The following is a 23,272-nucleotide window of genomic DNA, read 5'->3' as shown; positions in this document are numbered from 1 at the left end:
CCGACCAGACTTCCCGGCGCACCTGGGTGCACCATATCCCTCCGCCGGCCGCTCGGTGGCCGTTTTGCAGCTTTGTGCAACGTGTCAGGCCCAGTTCCACCGGACGTCGAGGGAGATCTGGATGGTCTGCTCGCCGGGCGTGATGGTCAGGGCCGAGTCGTAGGCCCCGGAGCCCTTGGCGACACTGAGCGCCATCGGGATCGGGCCGTGGCCGTAGGTTTCGGTGACGGCGGCGATGGAGCCGAGGGACTGGCCGGCCAGCTCGGCCAGCTGAGCGGCCTTCTCGCGCGCCTGGGCGAAGGCGAGCTGCCGCGCCTGGTCCATCAGCGGCTGCTTCTCCGCCACGTCGAAGTTCAGCCCGTCCATCCCGAGATCGTTGCCGACGGCATCGACCGCGGCGTTCAGCAGGGCCCCGAAGCCGGTCAGGTCCCTGGTCGTCACGGTGAGCGAGTGCGACGCCCGGTAGCCCGCCACCGACATCGAGTCCTTGTACTGCGGGTAGACGTTGACCGTGCTGGTCTCGATGTCCGACGCCTCGACCCCCCGCGCACTCAACGCAGCATGAACAGCGTCGGTCTTCTCGGCTACTTGTGCGACAGCAGCCGCCACATCGCCCGCATCATGACCGACACTCAGAGTCAGCCGCAGTAGATCCGCCGGCGCAGTAGCCTGCCCGGTTCCGGTAACCGTGATCCCAGTGTCCATACGGGCCAGTCTGACAGGAGAAGCGTGATGCGCAGGAAGACGTTGGTGGCAAGCGTGTTGGCCGGAGTGCTGGTGGCCGGGTTGTCGGTCGTCGGCGCCGACGCGGCTGGGCGCGATGACAAGGTCGTGCGGGCATTCGAGGCGACGACGCGGAGTACGGCGTGGACGCAGGTCGCGCGGATCCCGTTGAAGTTCCCGACGTACCACCCGCAGGGGTTCGCGTTGGTGGGTGACCGGATCTACCTGTCGAGTGTCGAGGTGCTGGAGGCGCCGGTGCCGTATCCGGTGCCGGTGGACGGGTACGACCGGACGCCGGGCAAGGGGATCGGGCATGTCTTCGTGCTGGATCGCCAGGGCAACCTGTTGAAGGACATCCGGGTGGGCGAGGGTACGGCGTACCACCCCGGCGGGATCGACTACGACGGGGAGAACGTGTGGGTGCCGGCCGCGGAGTACCGGCCGAACTCTCGGGGGATCGTCTACAAGATCAACCCTCGGACGTACCGGGTGAGTGAGCAGTTCCGGGTGAAGGATCACGTCGGCGGGGTTGTGCGGGACCGGCGTACCGGGCTGGTGCACGGGGTGAGCTGGGGGTCGCGGACGCTGTATGCGTGGACCGCCGCTGGCAAGCAGGTGGACAAGCAGCCGAACCAGAGCCACCTGCTGGACTACCAGGACTGCGACTACGTCGGCCGGAGTAAGCAGTTGTGTGGTGGGGTCACTGGGCTCAAGACGCCGACCGGCGGCAACTTCGAACTCGGAGGGCTGGCACTGCTCGACCTGAACGACGACAACCGCATCCTGCACGAGATCCCGTTCCCTGCGTACTCCACCGCCGGCCACTCCGTCACCAGGAACCCAGTGGCGCTGGAGGTCGACGGGTCCAAGCTGCGGCTCTTCACTGCACCGGATGACGGCGAGGGTGCTACCGGTACGGAGCTGCTGATCTACGAGTCGCCCATCAGCTAGCGCGCGGGACGATGCGGGCGGGGATGTCGTGCTGATGGCAGAGGGCGAGCAGGCCGGTGCCGTCGATCAGTTGCAGCGGCTTCCCGTTGGCGAACTGGTAGCTGGACGGGCCGAAGCCACTGGTGGTGATCAGGATGCCCTTGGTGGCTCCGGCGTCCAGCACCGTCCCGAAGAGGTCCCGCACGGCCGATGGCGGGACAGTACGCGTGTAGAGCTTGGCCTGTACGACGAACTTGCCGCCGGTGATCGGTCGGGGGTCGTAGGCGACGCAATCGATGCCACCGTCGTTGCCACTGCGGAACAACCGCGTCTCCAGCCCCATCCGGGTCAGCAGGTTGTGCACCAGGTGCTCGAACTCGTCAGGGGTGAGCTCCAACAGGTTCGGGCGGCTGTCGATCTCGCTGATGACGTCGATGGGCCGGATGGTGCGCGGGTCGGCCAGGTCGAAGTCCAGCACGGGTTCGACCGGCTGCAGCTCCTCTGGGTGCCTGGAGACCTCTGCGGCGAAGTAGTGGCGGACGCAGGCGACTGGGTCGAGCTGGTCAAGTACCAGGGCTTCGAACTGCTCGCGGGTGGCCCTGAGGGTGATGAGGCACGGGCGGACGGTCTGGCCGGTCGGGAGGTCCACGGACTCGACCATGCCGTTGAACACGACGGTGTCGACCACGTTGTAGCGGTCGCTGCCGAACACCACGTGCAGGGCCCGCAAGGCCAACTGGGCAACGAGTTGCTGGTACAGGAGCCGTACTTGCTTCTCTGGGCGCGGCACAGCGACTACCGCGTCTGCCTCGCGGTCGTAGCGATACGACGCCTCGGCTGGTACGACGCTGAGGTCCGGGAGGTCCCATTCGACGGCCAGCAACGTCGACTCGGGCACGTAGCCGACCCTCCGTCGGCGGGGGAAGTCTTGGGGCTCGGTGACCCGTTCGAGGGCCTTGCGGAAGTAGCGGGTGACCGCCTCGCGGTCGTGGTTCTCGACAGCGCGCTGGTAGGCGTCGATGCGGGCGTGCTGCTCCTCGGTGGTCTCGTCCAGCCGGCGCTGCTGCTCGGCCTGCTCCCGCAGGGCTCGTGCCACCCGCTCGCGCCGGGTGTCCTCGGCCGCCCGGTGCCGGTTGATGGCCTCCGCGAACCGGTCCTCGGCCTCGGCCAGCCGCCGCGCGTACCGGCGTTCGGTGCCCCACCAGCGGAACCGCCCCAGCCGCGGGGGCACGAACGCGTCCCAGACAGGTCCGGGACGCGCCGCGAGCTCAGCCGCCGGCACGGTCGGCGGGGCCCGTCGGGGCGCCCGCTTCAGCGTCTGCAGATCGGTGCCGTGGACATCGATCGCCAGCGCGCCGGCCAGGATGCCACCCAGCTCCAGGACGCGCTCCTGCACCGCAGCGGTACGTTGTGCCGCCTCGGCGGTACGCCCGGGCGGCCGGTCGCTGCGGGCGTGACCTTGCGCGGTTCGGCCCATCGCCTCACACCTCTCACCCCAAAGGTAACCGCCCCACCACGCTCCGCAACCGAAATGACACAGAGTTGGCAAGGACATTGCTTGCCGTCCACCCCTTGTTTCCAACCGCACACGCAGCTGCAAACGCACCGTGGCCGACCGCCGCAACCCCAGCCGGGCGGTAACTCTGCGCGACTCCCGGTGTCGTCTTGTCGTTGGTGGGGTGTGGGGTGACGATGGCTGGATGAGGCTGCCTTCTTATGCGTCCGGGGTTTCTGCGGTTCCGTTGCTGGGGGAAACGATCGGGCAGAACCTGAGACGGACGGTCGCGGAGTACGGGGACCGGGAGGCGATGGTCGAGGTCGTCAGCGGGCGGCGGTGGACTTATGCCGAGTTCGGGGCTGTGGTCGACGAGTTCGCCCGGGGGTTGATCGGGCGGGGGATCGCGAAGGGCGACCGGGTCGGGATCTGGGCGCCCAACTGTGCCGAGTGGACGATCACGCAGTACGCGACGGCGGCGGTCGGGGCGATCCTGGTCAACATCAATCCGGCGTACCGGACGCACGAGCTGGCTTATGCGCTGAATCAGTCGGGGGTGAAGCTGCTGATCTCGGCGACCGAGTTCAAGACGAGTGACTATCGGAAGATGGTCGACGAGGTGCGGCCGGACTGTGCGGCGCTGGCGGATGTCGTCTACATCGGTACGCCGGACTGGGACGCGGTCGTCGAGGCCGCCGGTGACGTCAGCGTCGAGCAGCTGGACGAGCGCGCGGGCGAGTTGAGCTTCGACGACGCGATCAACATCCAGTACACGTCGGGGACGACCGGCTTCCCCAAGGGCGCCACCCTCAGCCATCACAACATCCTCAACAACGGGTACTTCGTCACCGAGACGATCGGCTTCGGCCCGGACGACCGGCTCTGCATCCCGGTGCCGTTCTACCACTGCTTCGGCATGGTGATGGCGAATCTCGGCTGCACGACACACGGTGCCTGCATGGTGATTCCGGGGCCGGCGTTCGACCCGGCGGCGACCCTGAAGGCGGTTCAGGACGAGCGGTGCACGGGGCTGTACGGCGTACCGACGATGTTCATCGCCGAGCTCGGGTTGCCGGACTTCGCGTCCTACGACCTCACCTCGTTGCGGACCGGCATCATGGCCGGTTCGCCGTGTCCGATCGAGGTGATGAAGCGTTGTGTCGCCGACATGCACATGGCCGAGGTGGCGATCTGCTACGGCATGACCGAGACGTCGCCGGTCTCCACGCAGACCCGGCGTGACGACGATCTCGACCGACGTACGTCGACAGTCGGCCGCGTGATGCCGCACGTCGAGGTGAAGCTGGTCGATCCGGCGACCGGTCTCGTCGTACCGCGCGGTGAGCCGGGGGAGCTGTGCACCCGTGGGTACTCCGTGATGCTGGGCTACTGGGACGAGCCGGAGAAGACCGCCGAGGCGATCGACCAGGCACGCTGGATGCACACCGGCGACCTCGCCGAGATGCGCGACGACGGGTACGTCAACATCGTCGGACGGATCAAGGACATGGTCATCCGCGGCGGCGAGAACGTGTACCCGCGGGAGATCGAGGAGTTCCTTTACACCCACCCGGATATCGCGGACGTGCAGGTGATCGGCGTACCGGACGACCGGTACGGCGAGGAACTCTGCGCCTGGATCAAGCTCAAGGACGGGGCTCGACCGTTGGACGCGGCCGCGGTGAAGGAGTTCGCCACCGGCAAACTCGCCCACTACAAGATCCCCCGCTACGTCCTGCTGGTCGACGACTTCCCGATGACCGTCACCGGGAAGATCCGCAAGATCGAGATGCGCGAGAAGTCACTCGGCCTGCTCGGACTGAAGTAGCCGGTGCCCTGCGTTGAGGAGGGTTTTGTCCGGAACTGGGGAGGGTTTTACCCCCGACTCGGTATATTTCCCTCCCCACTCGGGCAAGTCACTGGGTGCGGTGTCACCGGCGAACGGGTTCTGGCGGCACCTGGACGTGGGTGACGACGTCGGCCGACCGTTGCGGACAACGCGGTAGCCAGCGCGCCCAGGCTGAAGGTTGCCCCTAGCAAGCAAACGGCGATCCAGCCGGCCGCTTCGTACAGGGCGGTCGAGAGGATCGCGCCGAGTGCGCTGCCGATCGAGTAGAAGATCATGTAGCCGGCGATGAGGCGGCTGGCCGCTTCCGGGTGGAGCTCGAGGATGCAGCTCTGGTTGCTGACGTGGATGGCCTGTACGGCGAGGTCGAGGGCGATCATGCCGAACGCCAACGGCCACAGGGACTGTGGGGTCCAGACGATCAGGAGCCAGCTTGCGACCAGCAACGCCGAGGCGGCCGTCGTCACCAGTTGGCCGCGGCCCTGGTCGTTGAGCCGCCCGGCTGGACCTGCGGCGACGGCGCCGACCGCCGCGATCAGGCCGAAGGCGCCGATCTGGGTGTGGGACAAGGACTGCTCGGTGAGTGGGAGCACGACCGAGCTCCACAACGTGTTGAACGCGGCGAAGATGAAGAAGGCCATCAGGGCGCGGGCGCGGAAGACCGGCTCCTCGGTCCAGAGCCGCGCGGTCGAACGCAGCAGGGCGTAGTAGGACAGGTGCGGCCGGGGTTGCGGGGCGGCTTTGAAGAGGGTCAGGGCTATCAGGAGGCTCAGGCCGCACGAGATGAGGTAGACCGAACGCCAGCCCGCTAGGTCAGTGAGTGCGCCTGACGTCGTACGGGCCAGGAGGATGCCGATCACGACGCCGCTGGTGACTGTGCCGACTGCGCGTCCTCGCTCGGCGGGTGCGCTCAGGGAGGCGGCGAAGGCGACCAGGGATTGGGTGACGACGGCGAGCAGGCCGACTGCGGCCAAACCGATCAGCAGTATGGCGGCGTTGCGGGCTATGCCGACGAGGAGCAGGGCGACGGCCAGTACTACGAACTGCACCCGGATCAGCTTGCGGCGGTCGAGGAGGTCACCGAGGGGGACGAGGAAGAAGAGCCCGAGGCCGTAGCCGAGCTGGGTGACGGTGACGAAGACGCCGACCGTGCCGGGGGAGATGCCGAGGTCCGCGCCCATCGTGGCCAGCAGAGGCTGCGCGAAGTACACGTTGGCGACCGCGACGCCGGCGGCGACGGCCAGGAACAGTCGCTGAGGTTGCATGTTGAAACCGTAAACTCAAGTGGTAGCATTTTGCAACCATGGTGAAGCGAACGAGTTTCGGCGACGCGGAGTGCCCGGTCGCGCGGTCCGTCGACGCGGTCGGCGACTGGTGGTCGCTGCTGATCGTGCGGGATGCTTTCGACGGGAGCCGGCGGTTCGGCGAGTTCCAGCGCAGCCTCGGCGTCGCCAAGAACATCCTCAGCGCGCGGCTCAAGGCGCTGACCGACAACGGCATCCTCGAGCTGGTCCCGGCCGGCGCGCACAACGAGTACGTCCTCACCCCCAAAGGCGAGGCGCTGTTCCCGGTGATCGTCGCGCTGCGCCAGTGGGGCGAGGCGTTCTCCTTCGCGCCAGGGGAGCCGCACTCGGAACTACTGGACACCCGCGACGGGAAGCCGCTGCGGCCGTTGGAGGTCCATGCCGCCGACGGCCGGCTCGTCACGGCGGCCGAGACCGAGGTCCGCAAGCTCGCGTGAGCGCGGCCCACCTGGCTGTCCGCTGAGAGATCGTGGTTACCCACCCGAAACTCAGCAGGGCAGTTCGGAAACCGGAGTTTGTTCCGGGGGCAATCGTGCGGCAATCGGGCGGTTCTTCACTGGATGACATCCAGGCCGCACCGAATCCCCGGGAGCCGACATGCCGCAGGTCAGTCTTCGCGAAGACGCGCACTACCCGGTGGTCGTCGTCGGCGGCGGCCAGGCCGGCCTGGCGACCAGCTGGCAACTGACCGCCCGCGGCCTCGACCACGTCGTACTGGAGGCCGACCGCGTCGGCAGCGAGTGGCGCAATCGGCGGTGGGACTCCTTCTGCCTGGTCACGCCCAACTGGCAATGCAGGCTTCCCGGTTTCCCGTACGCCGGACCCGACGCCGACGGCTTCATGCTCCGCGACGAGATCGTCGCCTACCTGGAGTCGTATGCGAACTCCTTCGACGTACCGCTGGCCGAAGGCGTGCGGGCGACTGGCCTCGAGCAGACAGCGCAGGGCTTCCGGCTGACCACGGACGTCGCAACCGTGACGGCCGATCAGGTCGTCCTCGCGACCGGTCCTTACCAGCGGCCGAAGATCCCGCGGTTCGCCGATCGGCTGCCGGGCGGTTTGCAGCAGCTGCATTCTTCGCAGTACCGCAATCCTGAGCAGCTCGACGCCGGCGAGGTTCTGGTCGTCGGCACCGGGCAGTCGGGTTGCCAGATCGCCGAGGATCTCCACCTGGCCGGGCGGCAGGTCCACCTGGTGACGGGGTCGGCGCCACGCGTCGCGCGGTTCTATCGCGGCCGGGATGTCGTCGCCTGGCTGGACGAGATGGGCTACTACGCCAAGGGGATCGACGAGTTCGACGATGTCGACGCTGTTCGGTTCCGGGTCAATCACTACGTCACCGGCCGCGACGGCGGGCGCGACATCGATCTGCGCCGCTTCGCGCTGGAGGGCATGAAGCTCTACGGCCGGCTGGTGGAGGTACGGGATGGCCTTTTGTGTTTGAAGCCGGATCTTCGCGCCAATCTGGATCACGCCGACGCGGTCTCCGAAGGCATCAAGGACTCGATCGACGCCTTCATCGCTTCGAAGGCCATCCAGGCGCCGGTCGAGGCACGCTACCAACCTGTTTGGGAGCCTGCCGACGAGCCGGAAACCCTTGACCTGCAAGGCATCAGCGCCGTCGTCTGGAGCACCGGCTTCAGCCGTGACGACGCCTGGATCCGGGTCCCGGTCTTCGACGGCCGCGGCTACCCGACCCATCACCGCGGCGTGACCAGCGTCCCCGGCCTGTACTTCGTGGGCCTGCCATGGCAGCACACCTGGGGTTCGGGCCGCTTCGGCGGGGTCGCGGACGACGCGGCGTACCTGGCCGAGCAGATCGTCCAGCGCCGGATGCAGACCGGGGTGCGCTGGATCGCCGGCCTGCCCCGTTCCCAGAAGACGGTTGCGTAGGGCAATAGACATGTCGACAAACGACGCGCACCGGCATCTCGGTGTCCTCCCGGCCTACCCCTTCTACGGCGGCCCACCGGTCAATCCGGACCTCACCGCCCGCGCCACGATCGACGAGTTGCTCGCCGATCTCGACGCCGAGGGCACCGAGCGCGCAGTGGTGATCCCGAACTACGGCGTACCGGATGTCGCGGTCTCCTTCGGCTTCAACGAGCTCGTGGTCGAGGCGGCCGCCCGCGACGACCGGATCCGGGCCGGGCTGTGGGTCTCGCCGCGACCGCAGGATGCCGAGCTGACGGCCAAGGCGCTGACGCTCGCGACCGAACCCGGCGTACGGGCGCTGAAGTTGAGTTTCCTGCTCGGCGGTCACCCGGCCGACGAAGAGGTCCGGCCGCAGCTGGACGAGATCTTCAAGACAGCAAGGCGAAACGGCCTCGTCGTCCACGTTCACACCTCACCCGGGGCCGCGTCCGACATCGACCACATCGGTCTGCTGGTCGAGACGTACGCCGACCAGGTGCCGCTGCATCTCGTCCACTTCGGCGGCGGGATGAGTGGGCACATCAAGCTGATCGGCTCGCGCTTCTTCGACTGGATCGCGGCCGGCAAGCGCGTCTACACCGATCTGTCCTGGGCGATCGGATTCGCCCCGGCCTGGCTGGCCGCCGAGATCGAGCGGCGCGGCATCGGCCACGACCGGGTGCTGTTCGCCAGCGACCAGCCCTGGGGCGACCACGCCGGCGAGTACGCCAAGGTCCGCGCCGCGATGGGCGACGGCGAACTCGGCGACCACGTTTTCCACCACACCTTCAACCATCTCTACGACTGACCCCGAGGAGTAGCAATGCCCGAACTGGCCGAACTGACCGAGCTCGAGACCAAGAGCCTGGAAGAGATCCCGCACCCGTCCCTGCCGCAGGGCTCCAGCATCTACGGCGGTACGAAGGTCTTCCCCGACTACCAGGCCGAGGACGGCGAGACCTACTTCACCCTCGTGCACGGCATCGCGCACGAGTCGTCGGTGAGCTTCGTCGCGATCCTGCAGGCGACCCGGGCGCAGCGGAAGGGGTTCGAGTCGGCGATCTACTTCTACGGTCCCGGTTCGCTGAACTGTCTGGCGACGCGAGGCTTCCCGACCACCGGCAACTCCGCGTTCCCCGGCGAGCACAACATCAACGAGTCGCTGAAGACGTTCATCGCCGAGGGCGGCAAGGTGTACTGCTGCCGCTTCGGGTTGTCGCTGCACGGGGCCCGCGAGGAGGACCTGATCGAGGGGGTCATCCCGACGCATCCGCTCGATGTGCAGGACGCGTTGATCCACTATGCCCGCAAGGGCGCCATCATCAACTCGACGTACATGTTCTGAGGGGTTGCTCATGAGCGTTGGTACCGACGAAGCTCTGGCGGCCCGGGCCGAGATGGCCGTGTACGGCGTTCAGGTGGACGCCCCGGTCCGCCGCAGCAAGGGCGCCGGCCCGAGCGACGACGGGCACCTGGTCGTCGACGGTGCCAACGCCACCCTCCCCATCGTTGCCGACAGCCCCTATCAGGTGCGGGACGGCGGGGTGTACCGCAACGGCCTCAGCCTCGGGCTGTCGGTCGAGCCGGTCCGTCGTCCGCGCTTCTACGACCTGACGACGGCTGACGGCATCCCCTACCAGCAGATCGCCTTGCTGCATGGGAAGGACGTCCTGGCCACGACCGTCGTCCAGACCTGCATCCGGTACGACGAGTCGACGCGTTGCCGGTTCTGCTCGATCGAGGAGTCGCTGCGTGCTGGAGCGACCGTCGCAGCCAAGACCCCACGCCAACTGGCCGAGGTGGCCGAGGCCGCTGTCCGTCTGGACGGCGTCACCCAGATGGTGATGACCACTGGTACCACCACCGGCCCCGACCGCGGCGCCCGGAACCTGGTCCGCTGCGTCCGAGCCGTCCTCGAAGCCGCCCCCGGCCTACCGATCCAGGTCCAGATCGAACCCCCGGGCGACCTCTCCGTCATCACCGACCTGTACGAAGCGGGCGCGACCTCCATCGGCATCCACGTCGAATCCCTCGACGACGAGATCCGCCGCCACTGGATGCCCGGCAAATCAACGGTGCCGCTGGCCGAGTACGACGCGGCCTGGGACGAGGCCGTCCGCGTCTTCGGCCGCAACCGCGTCTCGACGTACCTCCTGATCGGCATGGGCGAAGACCCCGACGACTTGGTAGCCGGCGCCGCCAACCTCATCTCCCGCGGCATCTACCCCTTCGTCGTCCCCCTCCGCCCCATGCTCGGCACCCTCGCCCGCGCCGACGGCGTCACCCCACCCGACCCCCGGTTGGTGCAAGACATCACCGCCCGAGTCTCCGCCCTCCTGAAGGAAGCGGACATGCGAGGCGCCGACCAAGCCGCAGGCTGCGCCGCCTGCGGAGCCTGCAGCCTCCTGTCAGCAGCCGGCGCATGAGCAGCTCTCAGGCACTCGGCCTACAGCCCGGTGCTGCGGCGTCTGCGCCGCCGCAGCTGAGCGCAATGGCGGCTGTGCCGGCACAGCCGACCGGGGTCCGGCGGGCGGCTGATGTGCACGCCCTCTTGGGCGACCCGGCGCCGCGCTTTCTGATCGAGCGAGCGGCTGACGCTGAGACGCTGCAGGCGTACTACGCCCTGCGCCACCAGGCGTTCGTCGAAGCCCAAGGACTGTTCGCGGGCAGCGATCGCGACGACCGGGACGACGATCCGCGCACCGTTGTGCTCGTCGCCCGGGCGCAGTCCGGGGAGGTGGTCGGAGGTGTCCGGTTGGGCCCGGCCGTGGACGGCCCGGACATCGGCTGGTGGCAGGGCGGCCGCCTGGTGACTGCGTCCGGCGCACACCGCTCAGCTCCTCACCGCGACGCTCCCGCACATCGCGCGGTGCCGGGTGCCCGCCCCACCGCAGGCGGTCACGCGGTACCGGGTGCCCGTCCCACCGCAGGCGGTCAGGCGGATAGCGGGGTCGCAGCGGCTGGCGGTGCCGCACCCGGGGTCGGGGCGGCGCTGGTTCGGGCTGCGGCGGCTTGGGCTGAAGCGAGTGGGGTGTTGCGGTTTGAGGCGACTGTGCAGACGGGGACCTATCGGTTCTTTCAGCGGTTGGGGTGGGAAACGGTTCGGCCGGTGGAGGTTGCCGGGAGACCACATGTGTTGATGCGGTGGCCGATCGGCAGGGTGCAGCAGTTGGTGGCGGCTACCAAGTCGGAGTTGGGGGAGTTGTTGCAGGGGGTGGGGCCGGAGGGGTTTGTTGGGGATGACGGGGCTCCGGTGCCGGGGAGTGATTTGGTGGCGGCGTGTGATGCGATCGTGCCGGCGATGGTGGAGCGGGATCCGGAGTGGGCTGGGTGGTGTTCCGTGCTCGTCAACGTGAATGACTTGGCGGCGATGGGGGCTACGCCGGTTGGGTTGCTGGATTCGGTGGGGGCTCGGGATGGGGCGTTTGTCGCGCGGATACTGAGTGGGCTGAGGCGGGCGGCGCAGGCTTACGGGGTGCCGGTGTTGGGTGGGCATACGCAGTTCGGCGTACCGGCTGCGCTTAGCGTCACCGCGTTGGGGAAGGCGGAAGAGCCGGTACCTGGGGGAGGCGGCCGCCCGGGGGATGCGGTGAGGTTGACGGCTGATCTTGGAGGTGGTTGGCGTCCGGGGTATGCGGGGCGGCAGTGGGATTCGACCGGTCATCGGAGCAGCGAAGAGTTGCAGACGATGGTGAAGGCCGTGGGCCGGGCGAAACCCAAGGCGGCGAAGGATGTCTCGATGGCGGGGGTCGTGGGGACGCTGGGGATGCTGGCTGAGGCCAGTGGGTGTGGGGCGGTCCTCGATGTTGCGGATGTTCCGAAGCCGGCCGATGCGTCGATGGGGGATTGGCTGACTTGTTTCCCCGGGTTCGCGATGGTGACCGCGGGTCCGCAGGAGCTTGAGGCCGGCCCGGCTGAGAGTCGCGTCTGTGGGCGGCTCACCGAAGGGCAGGGCGTGAGTCTGCGGTGGCCGGACGGCGAGATCACGGAGGTCATCCCGGCCGGGGTGACCGGAATGGGAGCGGCATGACGACCCTGCGGATGGCGGCCGTCGCCGCCAACTTCGATCGCGACCTCGAGGCCGACTTCCAGCGCATCGCGCGGCTGATCGCCGACGCCCGCGCGGCCGGCGTACAGCTTCTCGCCCTGCCAGAAGGCGCCCTCGGCGGTTACCTCCTGAGCCTCGACGGTACTGCGGACTCTCCGCCCGCCTTCGCCCTCGACGGCGACGAGATCGCCCGGCTGTCGAAGCTGGCCGGCGACCTGACCGTCATCGCCGGGTACGCCGAATCCGACGGCGGGCTGATCTACAACAGCGCGGTCTGCGTCAACGGCGACGGCGTCCTCGGCCATCACCGCAAGGTTCACCAACCGCTGCAGGAGGACGCGCACTACGCGGCGGGTGATCGCTTCGAGGCGTTCGATACTCCGGTCGGGCGGCTGGGCCTGATGATCTGTTACGACAAGGCGTTCCCCGAAGCGGCTCGTACGCTCGCGATGGACGGCGCTCAGATCATCGCCTGCGTCTCGGCCTGGCCGGGCGCTCGGACCAACCCCGATCCCGACCTCTCCAAGGACCGCTGGAAACGCCGCTTCGACCTGTTCGACCGCGCGCGTGCGTTGGAGAACCAGGTCGTCTGGCTGTCCGCCAACCAGTCCGGCATGTTCGGCGCGCTCCGCTTCGTCGCCAGCGCCAAGATCGTCGACCCCGGCGGCGAGATCATCGCCGACACCGGCATCACCGAAGGCATGGCCATCGCCGAGCTGGATGTCGAAGCCGCACTGGAGCAAGCCCGCCGCTCGATGGGCCACCTGCGCGACCGCCGCCCGGAAACCTACGGAACCCCAGAGCTCGTACGGACCTGAGAATGCTGAAGATCGGCGCGGTGGCGGCCGGGTTTACCCGGGATCTGGAGTTTGATCTGGCTCGGGTGGAGCAGCTGATTCGGCATGGGCGGCGGGAAGAGGTGCAGCTGCTGGTGCTGCCTGATGCGGCGCTCGGCGGCTATCTGTCCGATCTCAGCCGGTCCGATCACGACGATCTGCCACCCGCGCTCAAGCTGGACGATCCGTTGATCGCCAAGATCATCGCGATGGCCGGCGAGATGGTTGTCTGCTTCGGGTTCTGTGAGTCCGACGAGGGCAACCGCTACAACACCGCCCTCTGCGTCACCGGCGACGGCGTACTGGGCCGCCATCGCAAAGTCCACCAGCCGCCGGGCGAACGCGCCGTCTACACAGCCGGCGACCGCTTCGAAGCCTTCGACACCCCGATCGGCCGGCTCGGCCTGATGATCGACTACGACAAGACCTTCCCCGAAGCAGCCCGCGCACTGGCCGTCGACGGCGCCGACATCATCGGCTGCCTCAACGCCTGGCCGACGAGCATCACCAACCGCGCGCCGCGGATGAACGAGGACCGCCAATCCCGCCTCTTCGACCTGTACGACCGTTCGCGCGCCGCCGAGAACCAGGTCGTCCTGGTCTCCTCCAACCTGACCGGCTCGATCGGCGGGATGCGATTCCTCGGCCAGTCGAAGGTGGTCGGCCCCGGCGGCGACATCGTGGCCCGCACCTGGTCGAAGGCCGGGATCGCGATCGCGTCCCTCGACGTACGGGCCGAGATCGAGACGGCGCGCCGTGTCCTGCACCACCTCGACGAGCGCCGCCCGGAGGCGTACTGATGCGCATCGCTCTGCTGAGCTACTCGACCAAGCCCCGCGGCGGCGTCGTGCACACCCTCTCGCTGGCCGAAGCCCTTGCAGCAAAGGGTGCCGACGTCACCGTCTGGTCGCTCGGCCGCGGCGGCGACACCACCTTCTACCGCGCCGTCGACCCGCGCGTGCGGCTGTCGGTGGTCCCGTTCCCGGACCAGCCGGGTGAGGGGGTCGGCGACCGCATCCTGCGTTCGATCGCGGTACTACGCGACGCCTTCGACCCAACCGCCTACGACATCGTCCACGCCCAGGACTGCATCAGCGCGAACGCCGTCGGCCGCTGCATCCGTACGGTCCACCACCTCGACACCTTCACGACTCCCGAGCTGGTCGCCTGCCACGAGCGCGCGATCGTCACGCCCTACGCGCACATCTGCGTCTCCACCGCCGTCGCCGCCGAACTCGCTACCGGATGGGGGCTCAAGGCAACGGTCATCCCGAACGGTGTCGACGCACCCCGCTTCGCCGCGGCAGCAGCCGGTACTCCGGACGCCGCGTCAGCGCGCGCTGCCTGGCGAACCCGCTTCGGCCGGTACGTCGTCACCGTCGGCGGCATCGAGCCGCGCAAAGGCTCCCTCGAACTCCTGGAAGCATTCGCCCTCATCAACGACCCCGACCTCTCCCTCGTGATCGCCGGCGGCGAAACCCTCTTCGACTACCGCGACTACCGAGCGATCTGGGAGAAGCGCGCAGCCGAACTCGGTGTCACTCCACTCGTCCTCGGCCCGGTCCCCGACCCCGACCTCCCGTCCCTGGCGGCTGCCGCCGAGGCCTTCGCTTTCCCTTCGATCAAAGAGGGTTTCGGCCTCGCCCCACTAGAAGCCCTCGCCGCCGGCGTGCCCCTGGTCGTCTCCGACCTCCCCGTCTTCCACGAGATCTTCGGCACCGCAGCCTCGTACGCCGCCGGCCCCACTCAACTCGCGGCCCAACTCACCACCCCGACCGACCCAGCCCGTCGCGCGGCCGGCCAAGCGCTCGCAAGTTCCTACACCTGGGAAGCAGCCGCCACCGCCCACCTGGAGTTCTACTTTAAGACTGTCTGAAGGCGGCGCCTGACGATCGACCCATGCGGACCTCACTCAAGAAAGCAGCCGGTATCGGCGTACTGGCAGTCTCTATCGTCACCATCGGCTCGGTCGCGTCGGCGGCGGCACCGGAGCCAACCGTCAACGGCTGCGTCGGCAAGCTCACGGGCCTCCTCCGGGTCGTCGACCCGGCCAGGAACCAGCGCTGCTCGGGCCTCGAGACCCCGATCAGCTGGGCGCAACGCGGCCTACCGGGAGCTCCTGGCGCGCCCGGCGCGACTGGCGCGACTGGTGCCCAGGGACCCGCGGGACCGCAGGGTCTGCAAGGACCGGCCGGGCCTGCTGGGAGCAGCAATGCGCTCTGGGCCAGGGTGAAGACCAGGGACAGCGAGGACCACCAGAGCTATGTCGCCAGTTTCGTCGCCCAGAAGCACGCGATCGGTCTCAGCTACAACCAGCAGAACTCCCACTACCGGGTCCAGTTCGACCGTCCGGTCGACCAGTGCGGCGCCCAGGCGACCATCATCTCGAGCAACAACAAGCTCGCGATCGTCGACTATCCCGCCGACGCCCCCGACAGCATCGAAGTCACGCTGTGGATCGACGACTGGAGCTCGGCGCTGCCGGGGGACTTCGTGCTCACCGTGAACTGCTAGTTCTTGCGGAAGACGATCCAGCGTAAGGCGCAGTACATGTAGATGCCTTCGCAGGCGCCGGCGATGATCCGGGCGAGGTGGTACTCGATACCGAGTGCGCTGAGCCCGGCGCCGGCGCCGAGGATCCAGACGACGTAGTTGACGACCACCACGACGACGTACACCACGAGCTGTGGCCGCGCCGTGGGAGTGGAAGTTGAGCGCCCGGTTGAGCACGTAGCTCAGCCCGAAGGCGCACGCGTAGGCGATCGTGATCGACAACCACAAGGGCAGCTCGATCCACGACCGGAAGATGGTGAGCAGGCCGAGATCCACGCCGAAGGTGAACCCGTTGATCACGATGAATCCGAGCAGGCTGGGCGGTACGACCCGCGACAGCCCCCACGGCAGACGGCGTACGACGGCCGCCATGGCCGCACTGAACGACGCGCCACGCTGCTCGGCACGGGTCAGCACCGTTGTCATGCGGCCCAGCCTGCCAGACCACCCCAACCAGCCGACGCCGGGCAACCAGCGAACGGTGGGCGGCTAGCGAACAGCGGCCAGGGCTGCTGAGTCCTCGTCGCCGAAGACGTCTTCGAGTTTCTCGGGTGAGTAGTCGAGGTCGATGCCGGCGACATCCGCGCCGACCGCCGATTCGATCGCCCCGAGGCGGCGGGTCGCGCGGTCACCGGCGTACGTCATCAGGGCGGTCGGGTCGATCTCCGGTGGGATCTCGGGCATGTTCTCCAGGGCCCACTGGATCTGGGTGAGGGCGTGGGGGAGCAGCTCCTCCATGGTGTCGGTGACGACCTGCCAGTTGGACTCGTCGGCGGCGATGTGGCGACGGCAGGTAAAGGTGCCCCATGCCATGTGGCGACGCTCGTCGTCGCCGATGCGGCGTACCAGCTCCTGCATGCCAGGGAGGACGCCGCGGGCGGTACAGAGCAGGTTCCACGCGTGGTAGCCGGTAAGGGCCAGGGTGCCTTCCACTACATGGTTATAGGTGACAGAGGCCTTCACCTGGTTCGCAGGGGAGGGGTCATTCGCCAGGGACTTCAGTGCGACCGGCAGGGCCTCGTAGAAGATCGCCCGGTAGCCCGGGTTGTTCTCGATGTACTTGTGCAGGTCGTCCTTGACCCCGACCGCGTCCAGCCACATCCGGAAGACCGCGGTGTGCTTGGCCTCCTCGAAGCAGAACTGGGTCAGGTACATCTCGTCTCCGAGCCGGCCCTCCGCGGCCATCGCGGCCAGGAAGGGCTGGATGTCCTCGGTGACGGCCTCTTCGCCGGCGATGAACTGCGCGCACAGCATCAGCGCTGCCTCGCGCTCGTGGTCGGTGAAGGTCTGCCAGTCGAGCGCGTCCTGGCTGAAGTCGATGTCGCGCGGGTTCCAGAACTTGCGGTTGCCCTTGTCGAACAGCCGCAGCGGCAGTGCGTCCCAGTTCAGCCCGCCCTCCCGCAGCGAGCTGAAACCCTGCCGATGAAGGGGATTCGTCATGTCATGACCTCCGAGCGCTGAGGAAGGGACCGAGCACCCGGGCGACCTGATCGGCGACCACGGCCGGAGCCGCACCGGGGTTGACGATGTGACTCAGTACTACGCGCAGCGCGACGTCCACGCAGGTAGTGGCGTCCTCGGCCGGTACTTCGGGCCAGTGCTCGCGTACATGCGCGTCCAGCCGTTGATGGCTGAGCTCCAGCACCTGCTGACCCCGTGTAGTCAGCAGCTGGCTCGCCTGGTCCGACCCGGGCTGCCCGAGCGCCGCCTTCACCAGCGGGTTGTCTGACGCGAGCCGCAGCGCGCACTCGACCGCGGCCCGCAACCCGTCGATCGGATCGGTGTGCGCGGCCAGCGCGGCGTTGACCTCGACCAGGAACCGCTCGGTCTCCCGCGCCGCGACGGCCTGCAGCACACCCCACTTGTCGCCGAACTCGTTATAGACGGTCTGCCGCGACACCCCGGTACGCCGGCCGACCTCGGCCATCCGCAACCCGTCGTACCCGCCGGCGACGACCGCCTCGTAGGCAGCGTCCAGCAACTCGTCCCGCAGCCTGCGTTTGGTCCGATCGCTGAACGAATCCATACCGCTCAGGGTTTACATTTCGAGCCCGGATGTCAAGAGTCAAGACATCCGGGCTGCGAATGTCAACTGGAGAAGTGCGTCGCGTCTCCGGTCCGAGCCGTACTGCGGACGCCGTCGACGCTGACCGGGATGTCGCCGGCCAGCGTGATCCGGTGCAGCCGCCGCGGCTGGTCGTCGTAGTCGGCGACGCCGTAGTGCTGGGTCGCCCGGTTGTCCCAGATCGCCAGGTCACCCGGCTGCCACTGCCAGCGGACGGTGTTGTCCAGGTTCGTGACGCGGTTCTGCAGCAGCTGGAACAACGCGGTCGTCTCGGCCGGGCTGAGCCCGACGAACCGGCGGACGAAATGCCCCAGTACCAGCGAACGCTCGCCCGTCTCGGGATGCACCCGGACGACCGGGTGCTCGGTCTCGAACAGCTTCGACACGAACTGCTTGCGATGCTCCTCGATCTTCACGTCCACCCCGCCGATCCGCAGCTCATCCGCCGCGCCGACGTAGTCGTACACGTTGCTGTGCACGGCCCAGAGCTTGTCGACCAGCGCCTGCAGCGCGACCGGCAGCTTCGCGTACGCCGCAACGGTGTTGGCCCAGGTCGTCGCGCCGCCGTACGCCGGCAGCGTCACCGCCCGCAGGATGCTGATCGCCGGGATCCGGTCGACGAACGTGACGTCGGTGTGCCAGCTGTTGGCCTTGCCGTAGTCGGAGTCGATCGGCAGCACGTGCTCGTTGCCGTCGAGGCCGGTGGAGGTCGGGTGGGCGAGCGTCGGCGTACCGAGCAGCTTGGCGAAGGCGAGCTGGCCGGCGTCGTCGAGGTGCTGCTGGTCGCGGAAGAAGATCACTTTGTGGTCGAGCAGGGCCTGCCGGATCGCGGCGACGGTCTGCGGGCGGAGGTCGCCGCCGAGGGCGACATTGCCGACGACGGCGCCGATCGCGCCGCCTGCCTTGGTGACGGTGATGGCGGGTGCTTCGAGCTGAGTTGTCATAACAGCTATATTCCAGCTGAATTAGTAGACTATTGGGCCGTTTCGGGATGCGAGACCGGTTGCGGGAACCGGCCACGTAAGGTTGGGGACGTGTCAACCGCCGAGATCCGCCCGCCGCAGCCCACCGCCACCGATGTGCCGGAGCTGGTCGTCGGGTTCGACCTGGACATGACGCTGATCGACTCGCGGCCGGGGATCAAGGCCGTCTGGGACCTGCTGGCGGCCGAGACCGGGGTGGCGATCGACACCGAGCTCGTGGTCAGCCGGCTCGGCCCGCCGCTGACCTGGGAGATGGCCAACTGGTTCCCTGCGGACCAGGTCGACGCGATGGTCGCGCGGTACCGGGAGCACTACCCGGAGCACGCGATCACCGGCAGCCTGCCGCTGCCCGGGGTTGAGGAGTCGCTGGCCGCAATACGGGCGCTCCGGGGCCGCACGGTCGTGGTGTCGGCGAAGTACGCGCCCAGTGTTGAGCTGCACCTGCAGCACCTCGGTCTGGACGTGGATGAGCCGGTTGGCGACCTGCACGGCGCAGAGAAGGGCATTGCGCTGCGGGAGCATCAGGCGACGATCTATGTCGGTGACCACACGGCTGACATCGACGGTGCGCGCGCTGCTGGTGCAGTGGCGGTGTCGGTGGCCACTGGGCCGTTCACTGCGGATGAGCTGCGTGCCTACGGGGCGGACGTCGTACTGAACGACCTGACCGAGTTCCCGGCCTGGCTGGACGAGTACGTGCTCGAGCAGCGGCTGTCAGCGCTGATGGAGCGGCTGTCCAGCTACGAGAGCCTGGTAGTCGCCTTCAGTGGTGGTGCCGACTCTGCCTTCCTGCTGGCCGCAGCGGCGCGCGCTATCGGCCCGGCAAACGTAGTGGCCGCCACTGCGGTCAGCCCGAGCCTCCCGGTCGCTGAGCTGGAGCCGGCCGCTCACTTCGCCGACAGCATCGGCGTACGGCATGTCACCCCGCACACGCACGAGATGGAGCGCGAGGGGTACCAGGCCAACGCCGGTGACCGTTGCTACTTCTGCAAGGCCGAGCTGGTCGAGACGCTGCAGCCGATCGCGGACGAGTTCGGGATCGAGGCGATCGCGACCGGGACGAACGCCGACGACGCCATCGCCGGGTTCCGGCCGGGTATCCGGGCCGCCTTCGAGCGCGGCGCGATCACCCCGCTGCGCGACGCCCGGCTGACCAAGGCGCAGATCCGCGAGGCGTCCCGCAGTTGGGGGCTCGAGACCTCGGACAAGCCGGCCGCTGCCTGCCTGTCCAGCCGGATCGCGTACGGCATCCGGATCACGCCGAACCTGCTCGCCCGGGTCGACCGGGCCGAGATGGCGGTCCGCAACCACCTCACGCCGTACGGGGTCCAGAACGTCCGGGTCCGCGACCTCGGTGAGTCGGCCAGCATCGAGATCGACGCCAACCTGCTCGGCACCGTCGACAACTCGGCACTGGTCGAATTGGTCCGCGCCGAAGGGTTCGCCGCGGCGGCCGTCGATGCCCGCGGATTCCGGTCCGGGTCGATGAACGAACGCTTGACAAATCCGGACCGTTATCGCTGACCCGTCGCTGCGGGACGTGTGGATGCGGAATCGTTCCCGCATCAGGTAATTTCCGGGGCGTGGGTACCCAGAGTCACGTACGCTGGGGCTTCCGTCCTGTTCCGACGATCAACACCGAAGAGGTTCCCGTGCCTGTTGGCAAGGTCAAGTGGTATGACTCCGAGAAGGGGTTCGGCTTCCTCAGCAAAGAGGAAGGCGGGGACGTCTATGTCCGTGCGGAGGCACTGCCGGCCGGTGTGACCAACCTCAAGCCGGGCCAGAAGGTCGAGTTCGGGGTCGTCGAGGGCCGCAAGGGCGAGCAGGCGCTGCAGGTCCGGCTGATCGACCCGCCGCCGTCGGTGGCCAAGGCGATGCGGCCGAAGCCGGAGGAGATGGCGCTCGTCATCGAGGACCTGATCAAGCTGCTCGACAACATCGGCGAGGGCTACCGCCGCGGCCGCCACCCCGACAGCAAGGCCGCCCGCGGCGCCGCCACCGTACTGCGTGGAGTCGCCGACCGGCTCGACATCTGATCCTCCCGGACTACGCCCGCCGGGCGATCAGTGCCTCGATGCCGTCCAGCACCGTGTCGAGGCCGAAGATGAACTCGCCGGCGTCGTAGTCCACATCGAAGTCCTCCGCGGGCCTCGACTGCAGATTCCTGGCGATCGTCGGGAAGCGGTCGGGGTCCGCGAGCATTGCCAGCCGCTGCACGTAGAGCCGGTTGGCCTGGGAGACCTCTTCCGACCCGGACGGCGTACCGACGGTGAGGGCGCCGGCGCCACGCACGTAGATGTTCACGAGCAGCATCGCCGACAGGCTGTCGGCCGGGCTCAGGCCGGTGTCCTCGAACGCGCGCAGGCCGTTCTCCATCCACTCCAGCTGCAGCGGTGACAGCGGCGGCTCGACGATCGGGATCTGGAGCACCCAGGGGTGCCGCCGGAGTCCGTCGCGGAAGGCGACCGCCCAGGTGGTGATGCGCTCGCGCCAGCTCGCCTCGGGATCGATCGGGGCCGGCGGTCCGAACGCCTGCTCGAGCATCACGACGTACAGCTCGTCCTTGGAATCGACGTACCGGTAGAGCGACATCGTGGTGAAGCCGAGCTCGGCGGCCACCTTGCTCATCGAGACCGCGCCGAGGCCGGCCGCGTCGGCGAGCTTGATCGCGGCGTTGCCGATGTCGCTGATGTGGAACGTCGGCTTCGGCCCCGGGCGGGCCGGTCCCTCCATTCCCCAGAGCTGCTGGAGCACTCTCGGCAGATCCTCGGCAGTCATCGCTAAGTCCTCTCTCCGGGCTATCTGTTTACATCATAGACAGATCGTGTGTATGGTCTGTGTATGGCGCACACAGTGTGCGGCGTAGACAGATCATCTGGAGGGGTAGACATGAGCACCTCGGAGCTCACCGGTCACCGGGCCGGCCGCAAGGAATGGATCGCTCTCGGCGTGCTCGCGCTGCCGCTGCTGCTGGTCTCGATGGACGTCTCGGTGCTGTACTTCGCGGTTCCCTACATCTCGGCCGACCTCGGGGTGAGCGCCACCCAGCAGCTGTGGATCTTCGACATCTACGGCTTCGTACTGGCCGGCCTGCTGATCACCATGGGGTCCCTCGGCGACCGGATCGGCCGGCGCCGGCTGCTGATCTTCGGGGCGATCGCGTTCGGGGCCGCATCGGTCGCCGCGGCGTACGCGCAGTCTCCGGAGCAGTTGATCGCGGCTCGTGCGGTGCTCGGGATCGGGGGCGCGACCTTGATGCCGTCGACCCTCGCGCTGATCCGCAACATGTTCCACGACCCGATCCAGCGCGGGAAGGCGATCGCGTTCTGGAGCGCGGTGATGCTGGGTGGGATCTCGCTCGGGCCGGTGCTCAGCGGCGTACTGCTCGAGCACTTCTGGTGGGGTTCGGTGTTCCTGATCAACACCCCGGCGATGCTTCTGCTGCTCGTCCTCGCGCCGCTGCTGCTGCCGGAGTTCAAGGCGGCCGTGGCTGGGCGGTTCGACCTCTTCAGCTCGGTGCTGTCGCTGGCCGCGGTACTGCCGGTGATCTGGGGGATCAAGGAGCTGGCGGCCAACGGTGTCGAGGGTTTGCCGATCGTCGCCATCGTCGTCGGGCTGCTGATCGGCTACGTCTTCCTTCGCCGGCAGCGGACTGCTGACCACCCGATGATCGAGCTGGCGATGTTCCGCAACCGCGCCTTCAGTGGGGCGCTTGCTGCCAACACCATCGGCACCCTGGCGCTGGTCGGCAACGCGGTCTTCATGACCCAGTACCTGCAGCTTGTACTCGGCATGGGCCCGCTCAAGGCCGCCCTCTGGTCGCTCGCTCCCTCGGTCGTCGTCGGCGGCGCCGCCCCGCTGGGTGCGGCCCTGGCCCGCAAGATCGACCGTGCGTACGTCCTGGGTCTCGCGTTCCTGGTCGCCGCTTCTGGCTTCGCCGTACTGACCCAGATGCACGTAGACGGCCACCTGATCGTCCTGCTCGGCGGCGCCGGTCTCCTCGCCGGCGGTCTGGTCATGGTGATGTCCCTGGTCACCGAGGCCATCGTCGGCTCGGTAGCTCCCGAGCGCGCCGGCTCAGCTTCCGCCCTGATGGAAACCTGCAGCGAATTCGGCGGCGCCCTGGGAATCGCCATCCTCGGCAGCATCGGCACCGCCGCCTACCGTCACGACCTGACCCTGCCGTCCTCGATCCCGGCCTCCGCAGCCAACGCCGCCCACGAAGGCCTGGCAGGCGCTACCGCCGCCGCTTCCCAACTCCCCGCCAACCTGGCCACCACTGTCCTGGATGCAGCCCGCCACTCCTTCAGCCACAGCATGAACGTCACCGCCCTGGTCGGCACCATCCTCCTAACCGCAACCGCCGTCACCATCACCCTCGTACTCCGCGGCACCACCCCGACCCCCAACCCCACCCCCGTTGCCGCCGCCGCAGACCTCCCCGAAGAGGCCGCCCCCCTCGAGCGCACCACAGCCGCACTCAACTGACCCCACCCCCACCGAAGGGTCCACCCGAACCCCCGGGTGGACCGAAGGGTCCACCCGAACCCCGGGTGGACCCTTCGCCACTTCCTG

The 23,272-nt window shown here is 68.2% G+C and carries 24 protein-coding genes and 1 pseudogene; 15 read left to right on the top strand and 10 right to left on the bottom strand.

The annotated features are described in order from the left end of the window. Nucleotides 1-84: 84 nt before the first annotated feature. A complete protein-coding gene (locus ABD116_RS33545) occupies nt 85-705 on the bottom strand; it encodes an SIMPL domain-containing protein (protein ID WP_343979786.1) in 621 nt (206 codons plus the stop codon). Nucleotides 706-732: 27 nt separating this feature from the next. Between ABD116_RS33545 and ABD116_RS33540 the strand changes: the two genes are divergently transcribed. Continuing rightward, nucleotides 733-1,674 carry a DUF6454 family protein gene (locus ABD116_RS33540; RefSeq protein ID WP_343979783.1) on the top strand — a complete coding sequence of 314 codons (942 nt, stop codon included), beginning with the start codon at nt 733-735 and terminating at the stop codon, nt 1,672-1,674. On the opposite strand, the gene ABD116_RS33535 is transcribed toward ABD116_RS33540, so the two are convergent. Then, nucleotides 1,667-3,130 (bottom strand): restriction endonuclease, encoded by a 1,464-nt coding sequence (locus ABD116_RS33535; protein WP_343979780.1) that lies wholly within the window; start codon nt 3,128-3,130, stop codon nt 1,667-1,669. The two genes, ABD116_RS33540 and ABD116_RS33535, sit on opposite strands and share 8 nt — an antisense overlap. 223 nt (nt 3,131-3,353) lie before the next feature. Between ABD116_RS33535 and ABD116_RS33530 the strand changes: the two genes are divergently transcribed. Next, nucleotides 3,354-4,976 (top strand): AMP-binding protein, encoded by a 1,623-nt coding sequence (locus ABD116_RS33530; RefSeq protein ID WP_343979777.1) that lies wholly within the window; start codon nt 3,354-3,356, stop codon nt 4,974-4,976. 47 nt (nt 4,977-5,023) lie between these two features. Here ABD116_RS33530 and ABD116_RS33525 read toward each other — a convergent pair whose 3' ends face one another. Further along, entirely contained in the window at nt 5,024-6,259 is a 1,236-nt protein-coding gene (locus ABD116_RS33525; RefSeq protein ID WP_343979774.1) for an MFS transporter, read from the bottom strand. Nucleotides 6,260-6,297: 38 nt separating this feature from the next. On the opposite strand from ABD116_RS33525, the gene ABD116_RS33520 reads away from it, so the two are divergent. The 5 genes from ABD116_RS33520 to ABD116_RS33500 all read left to right on the top strand — a co-directional run bounded on the left by ABD116_RS33520 (nt 6,298) and on the right by ABD116_RS33500 (nt 10,638). Further along, nucleotides 6,298-6,735 carry a winged helix-turn-helix transcriptional regulator gene (locus tag ABD116_RS33520; protein ID WP_343979771.1) on the top strand — a complete coding sequence of 146 codons (438 nt, stop codon included), beginning with the start codon at nt 6,298-6,300 and terminating at the stop codon, nt 6,733-6,735. 160 nt (nt 6,736-6,895) lie between these two features. Then, entirely contained in the window at nt 6,896-8,191 is a 1,296-nt protein-coding gene (locus ABD116_RS33515) for an MSMEG_0569 family flavin-dependent oxidoreductase (RefSeq protein ID WP_343979768.1), read from the top strand. A 10-nt stretch (nt 8,192-8,201) separates the two neighbouring features. After that, nucleotides 8,202-9,020 carry an amidohydrolase family protein gene (locus ABD116_RS33510; RefSeq protein WP_343979765.1) on the top strand — a complete coding sequence of 273 codons (819 nt, stop codon included), beginning with the start codon at nt 8,202-8,204 and terminating at the stop codon, nt 9,018-9,020. Between the two features lie 15 nt (nt 9,021-9,035). After that, a complete protein-coding gene (locus ABD116_RS33505) occupies nt 9,036-9,557 on the top strand; it encodes an MSMEG_0572/Sll0783 family nitrogen starvation response protein (protein ID WP_132190819.1) in 522 nt (173 codons plus the stop codon). Nucleotides 9,558-9,567: 10 nt separating this feature from the next. Next, the gene (locus tag ABD116_RS33500) at nt 9,568-10,638 is read left to right on the top strand and encodes an MSMEG_0568 family radical SAM protein (RefSeq protein ID WP_343979758.1); all 1,071 of its coding nucleotides are present in this window, start codon (nt 9,568-9,570) and stop codon (nt 10,636-10,638) included. 20 nt (nt 10,639-10,658) lie between these two features. Here the strand turns inward: ABD116_RS33500 and ABD116_RS33495 are convergent, their stop codons facing one another. Then, nucleotides 10,659-11,042, bottom strand: coding sequence for a hypothetical protein (locus tag ABD116_RS33495; RefSeq protein ID WP_343979754.1), 384 nt, complete (start codon nt 11,040-11,042; stop codon nt 10,659-10,661). A gap of 309 nt (nt 11,043-11,351) precedes the next feature. Here ABD116_RS33495 and ABD116_RS33490 point away from each other — a divergent pair, with 309 nt between their 5' ends. The 5 genes from ABD116_RS33490 to ABD116_RS33470 are packed head-to-tail and all read left to right on the top strand — an operon-like array spanning nt 11,352 to nt 15,610. After that, complete coding sequence (locus ABD116_RS33490; protein WP_343979751.1) at nt 11,352-12,242, top strand: MSMEG_0567/sll0787 family protein; 891 nt, start codon at nt 11,352-11,354, stop codon at nt 12,240-12,242. Continuing rightward, nucleotides 12,239-13,078: a carbon-nitrogen hydrolase family protein gene (locus ABD116_RS33485; RefSeq protein ID WP_343979748.1), complete on the top strand. Its 840-nt coding sequence runs from the start codon at nt 12,239-12,241 to the stop codon at nt 13,076-13,078. Before ABD116_RS33490 ends, ABD116_RS33485 begins: the two co-directional genes overlap by 4 nt. Nucleotides 13,079-13,080: 2 nt before the next feature. Continuing rightward, nucleotides 13,081-13,896 carry a carbon-nitrogen hydrolase family protein gene (locus ABD116_RS33480; RefSeq protein ID WP_343979745.1) on the top strand — a complete coding sequence of 272 codons (816 nt, stop codon included), beginning with the start codon at nt 13,081-13,083 and terminating at the stop codon, nt 13,894-13,896. After that, nucleotides 13,896-14,972 (top strand): MSMEG_0565 family glycosyltransferase, encoded by a 1,077-nt coding sequence (locus ABD116_RS33475; protein WP_343979742.1) that lies wholly within the window; start codon nt 13,896-13,898, stop codon nt 14,970-14,972. Before ABD116_RS33480 ends, ABD116_RS33475 begins: the two co-directional genes overlap by 1 nt. Before the next feature lie 23 nt (nt 14,973-14,995). Continuing rightward, on the top strand, nt 14,996-15,610 hold the full coding sequence (locus ABD116_RS33470) for a collagen-like triple helix repeat-containing protein (RefSeq protein WP_343979739.1): 615 nt from the start codon (nt 14,996-14,998) through the stop codon (nt 15,608-15,610). On the opposite strand, the gene ABD116_RS33465 is transcribed toward ABD116_RS33470, so the two are convergent. The 5 genes and pseudogenes from ABD116_RS33465 to ABD116_RS33445 all read right to left on the bottom strand — a co-directional run bounded on the left by ABD116_RS33465 (nt 15,607) and on the right by ABD116_RS33445 (nt 18,658). Then, a complete protein-coding gene (locus ABD116_RS33465; protein WP_343979736.1) occupies nt 15,607-15,774 on the bottom strand; it encodes a hypothetical protein in 168 nt (55 codons plus the stop codon). The two genes, ABD116_RS33470 and ABD116_RS33465, sit on opposite strands and share 4 nt — an antisense overlap. Nucleotides 15,775-15,841: 67 nt before the next feature. Continuing rightward, nucleotides 15,842-16,021: pseudogene (locus ABD116_RS41870) on the bottom strand (hypothetical protein); the annotation flags it as partial. A 117-nt stretch (nt 16,022-16,138) separates the two neighbouring features. Next, complete coding sequence (locus ABD116_RS33455; RefSeq protein WP_343979730.1) at nt 16,139-17,089, bottom strand: R2-like ligand-binding oxidase; 951 nt, start codon at nt 17,087-17,089, stop codon at nt 16,139-16,141. A 1-nt stretch (nt 17,090) separates the two neighbouring features. After that, complete coding sequence (locus ABD116_RS33450; RefSeq protein WP_343979727.1) at nt 17,091-17,675, bottom strand: TetR/AcrR family transcriptional regulator; 585 nt, start codon at nt 17,673-17,675, stop codon at nt 17,091-17,093. Between the two features lie 62 nt (nt 17,676-17,737). Beyond that, complete coding sequence (locus ABD116_RS33445) at nt 17,738-18,658, bottom strand: TauD/TfdA dioxygenase family protein (protein ID WP_343979725.1); 921 nt, start codon at nt 18,656-18,658, stop codon at nt 17,738-17,740. Between the two features lie 90 nt (nt 18,659-18,748). On the opposite strand from ABD116_RS33445, the gene larE reads away from it, so the two are divergent. After that, nucleotides 18,749-20,221 (top strand): ATP-dependent sacrificial sulfur transferase LarE, encoded by a 1,473-nt coding sequence (gene larE / locus ABD116_RS33440; protein ID WP_343979722.1) that lies wholly within the window; start codon nt 18,749-18,751, stop codon nt 20,219-20,221. Between the two features lie 128 nt (nt 20,222-20,349). Then, on the top strand, nt 20,350-20,733 hold the full coding sequence (locus tag ABD116_RS33435) for a cold-shock protein (RefSeq protein WP_343979719.1): 384 nt from the start codon (nt 20,350-20,352) through the stop codon (nt 20,731-20,733). Nucleotides 20,734-20,743: 10 nt separating this feature from the next. Here the strand turns inward: ABD116_RS33435 and ABD116_RS33430 are convergent, their stop codons facing one another. Continuing rightward, a complete protein-coding gene (locus tag ABD116_RS33430) occupies nt 20,744-21,475 on the bottom strand; it encodes a TetR/AcrR family transcriptional regulator (RefSeq protein WP_343979716.1) in 732 nt (243 codons plus the stop codon). Between the two features lie 111 nt (nt 21,476-21,586). Here ABD116_RS33430 and ABD116_RS33425 point away from each other — a divergent pair, with 111 nt between their 5' ends. After that, nucleotides 21,587-23,185 carry an MFS transporter gene (locus ABD116_RS33425; RefSeq protein ID WP_343979713.1) on the top strand — a complete coding sequence of 533 codons (1,599 nt, stop codon included), beginning with the start codon at nt 21,587-21,589 and terminating at the stop codon, nt 23,183-23,185. Nucleotides 23,186-23,272 lie beyond the last annotated feature (87 nt).

Source organism: Kribbella koreensis, from assembly GCF_039525325.1.
Taxonomy (GTDB): Bacteria; Actinomycetota; Actinomycetes; order Propionibacteriales; family Kribbellaceae; genus Kribbella; species Kribbella koreensis.
The sequence above is the reverse complement of the archived record's forward strand: the minus strand, read 5'-3'. Positions and strand labels throughout refer to the sequence as shown.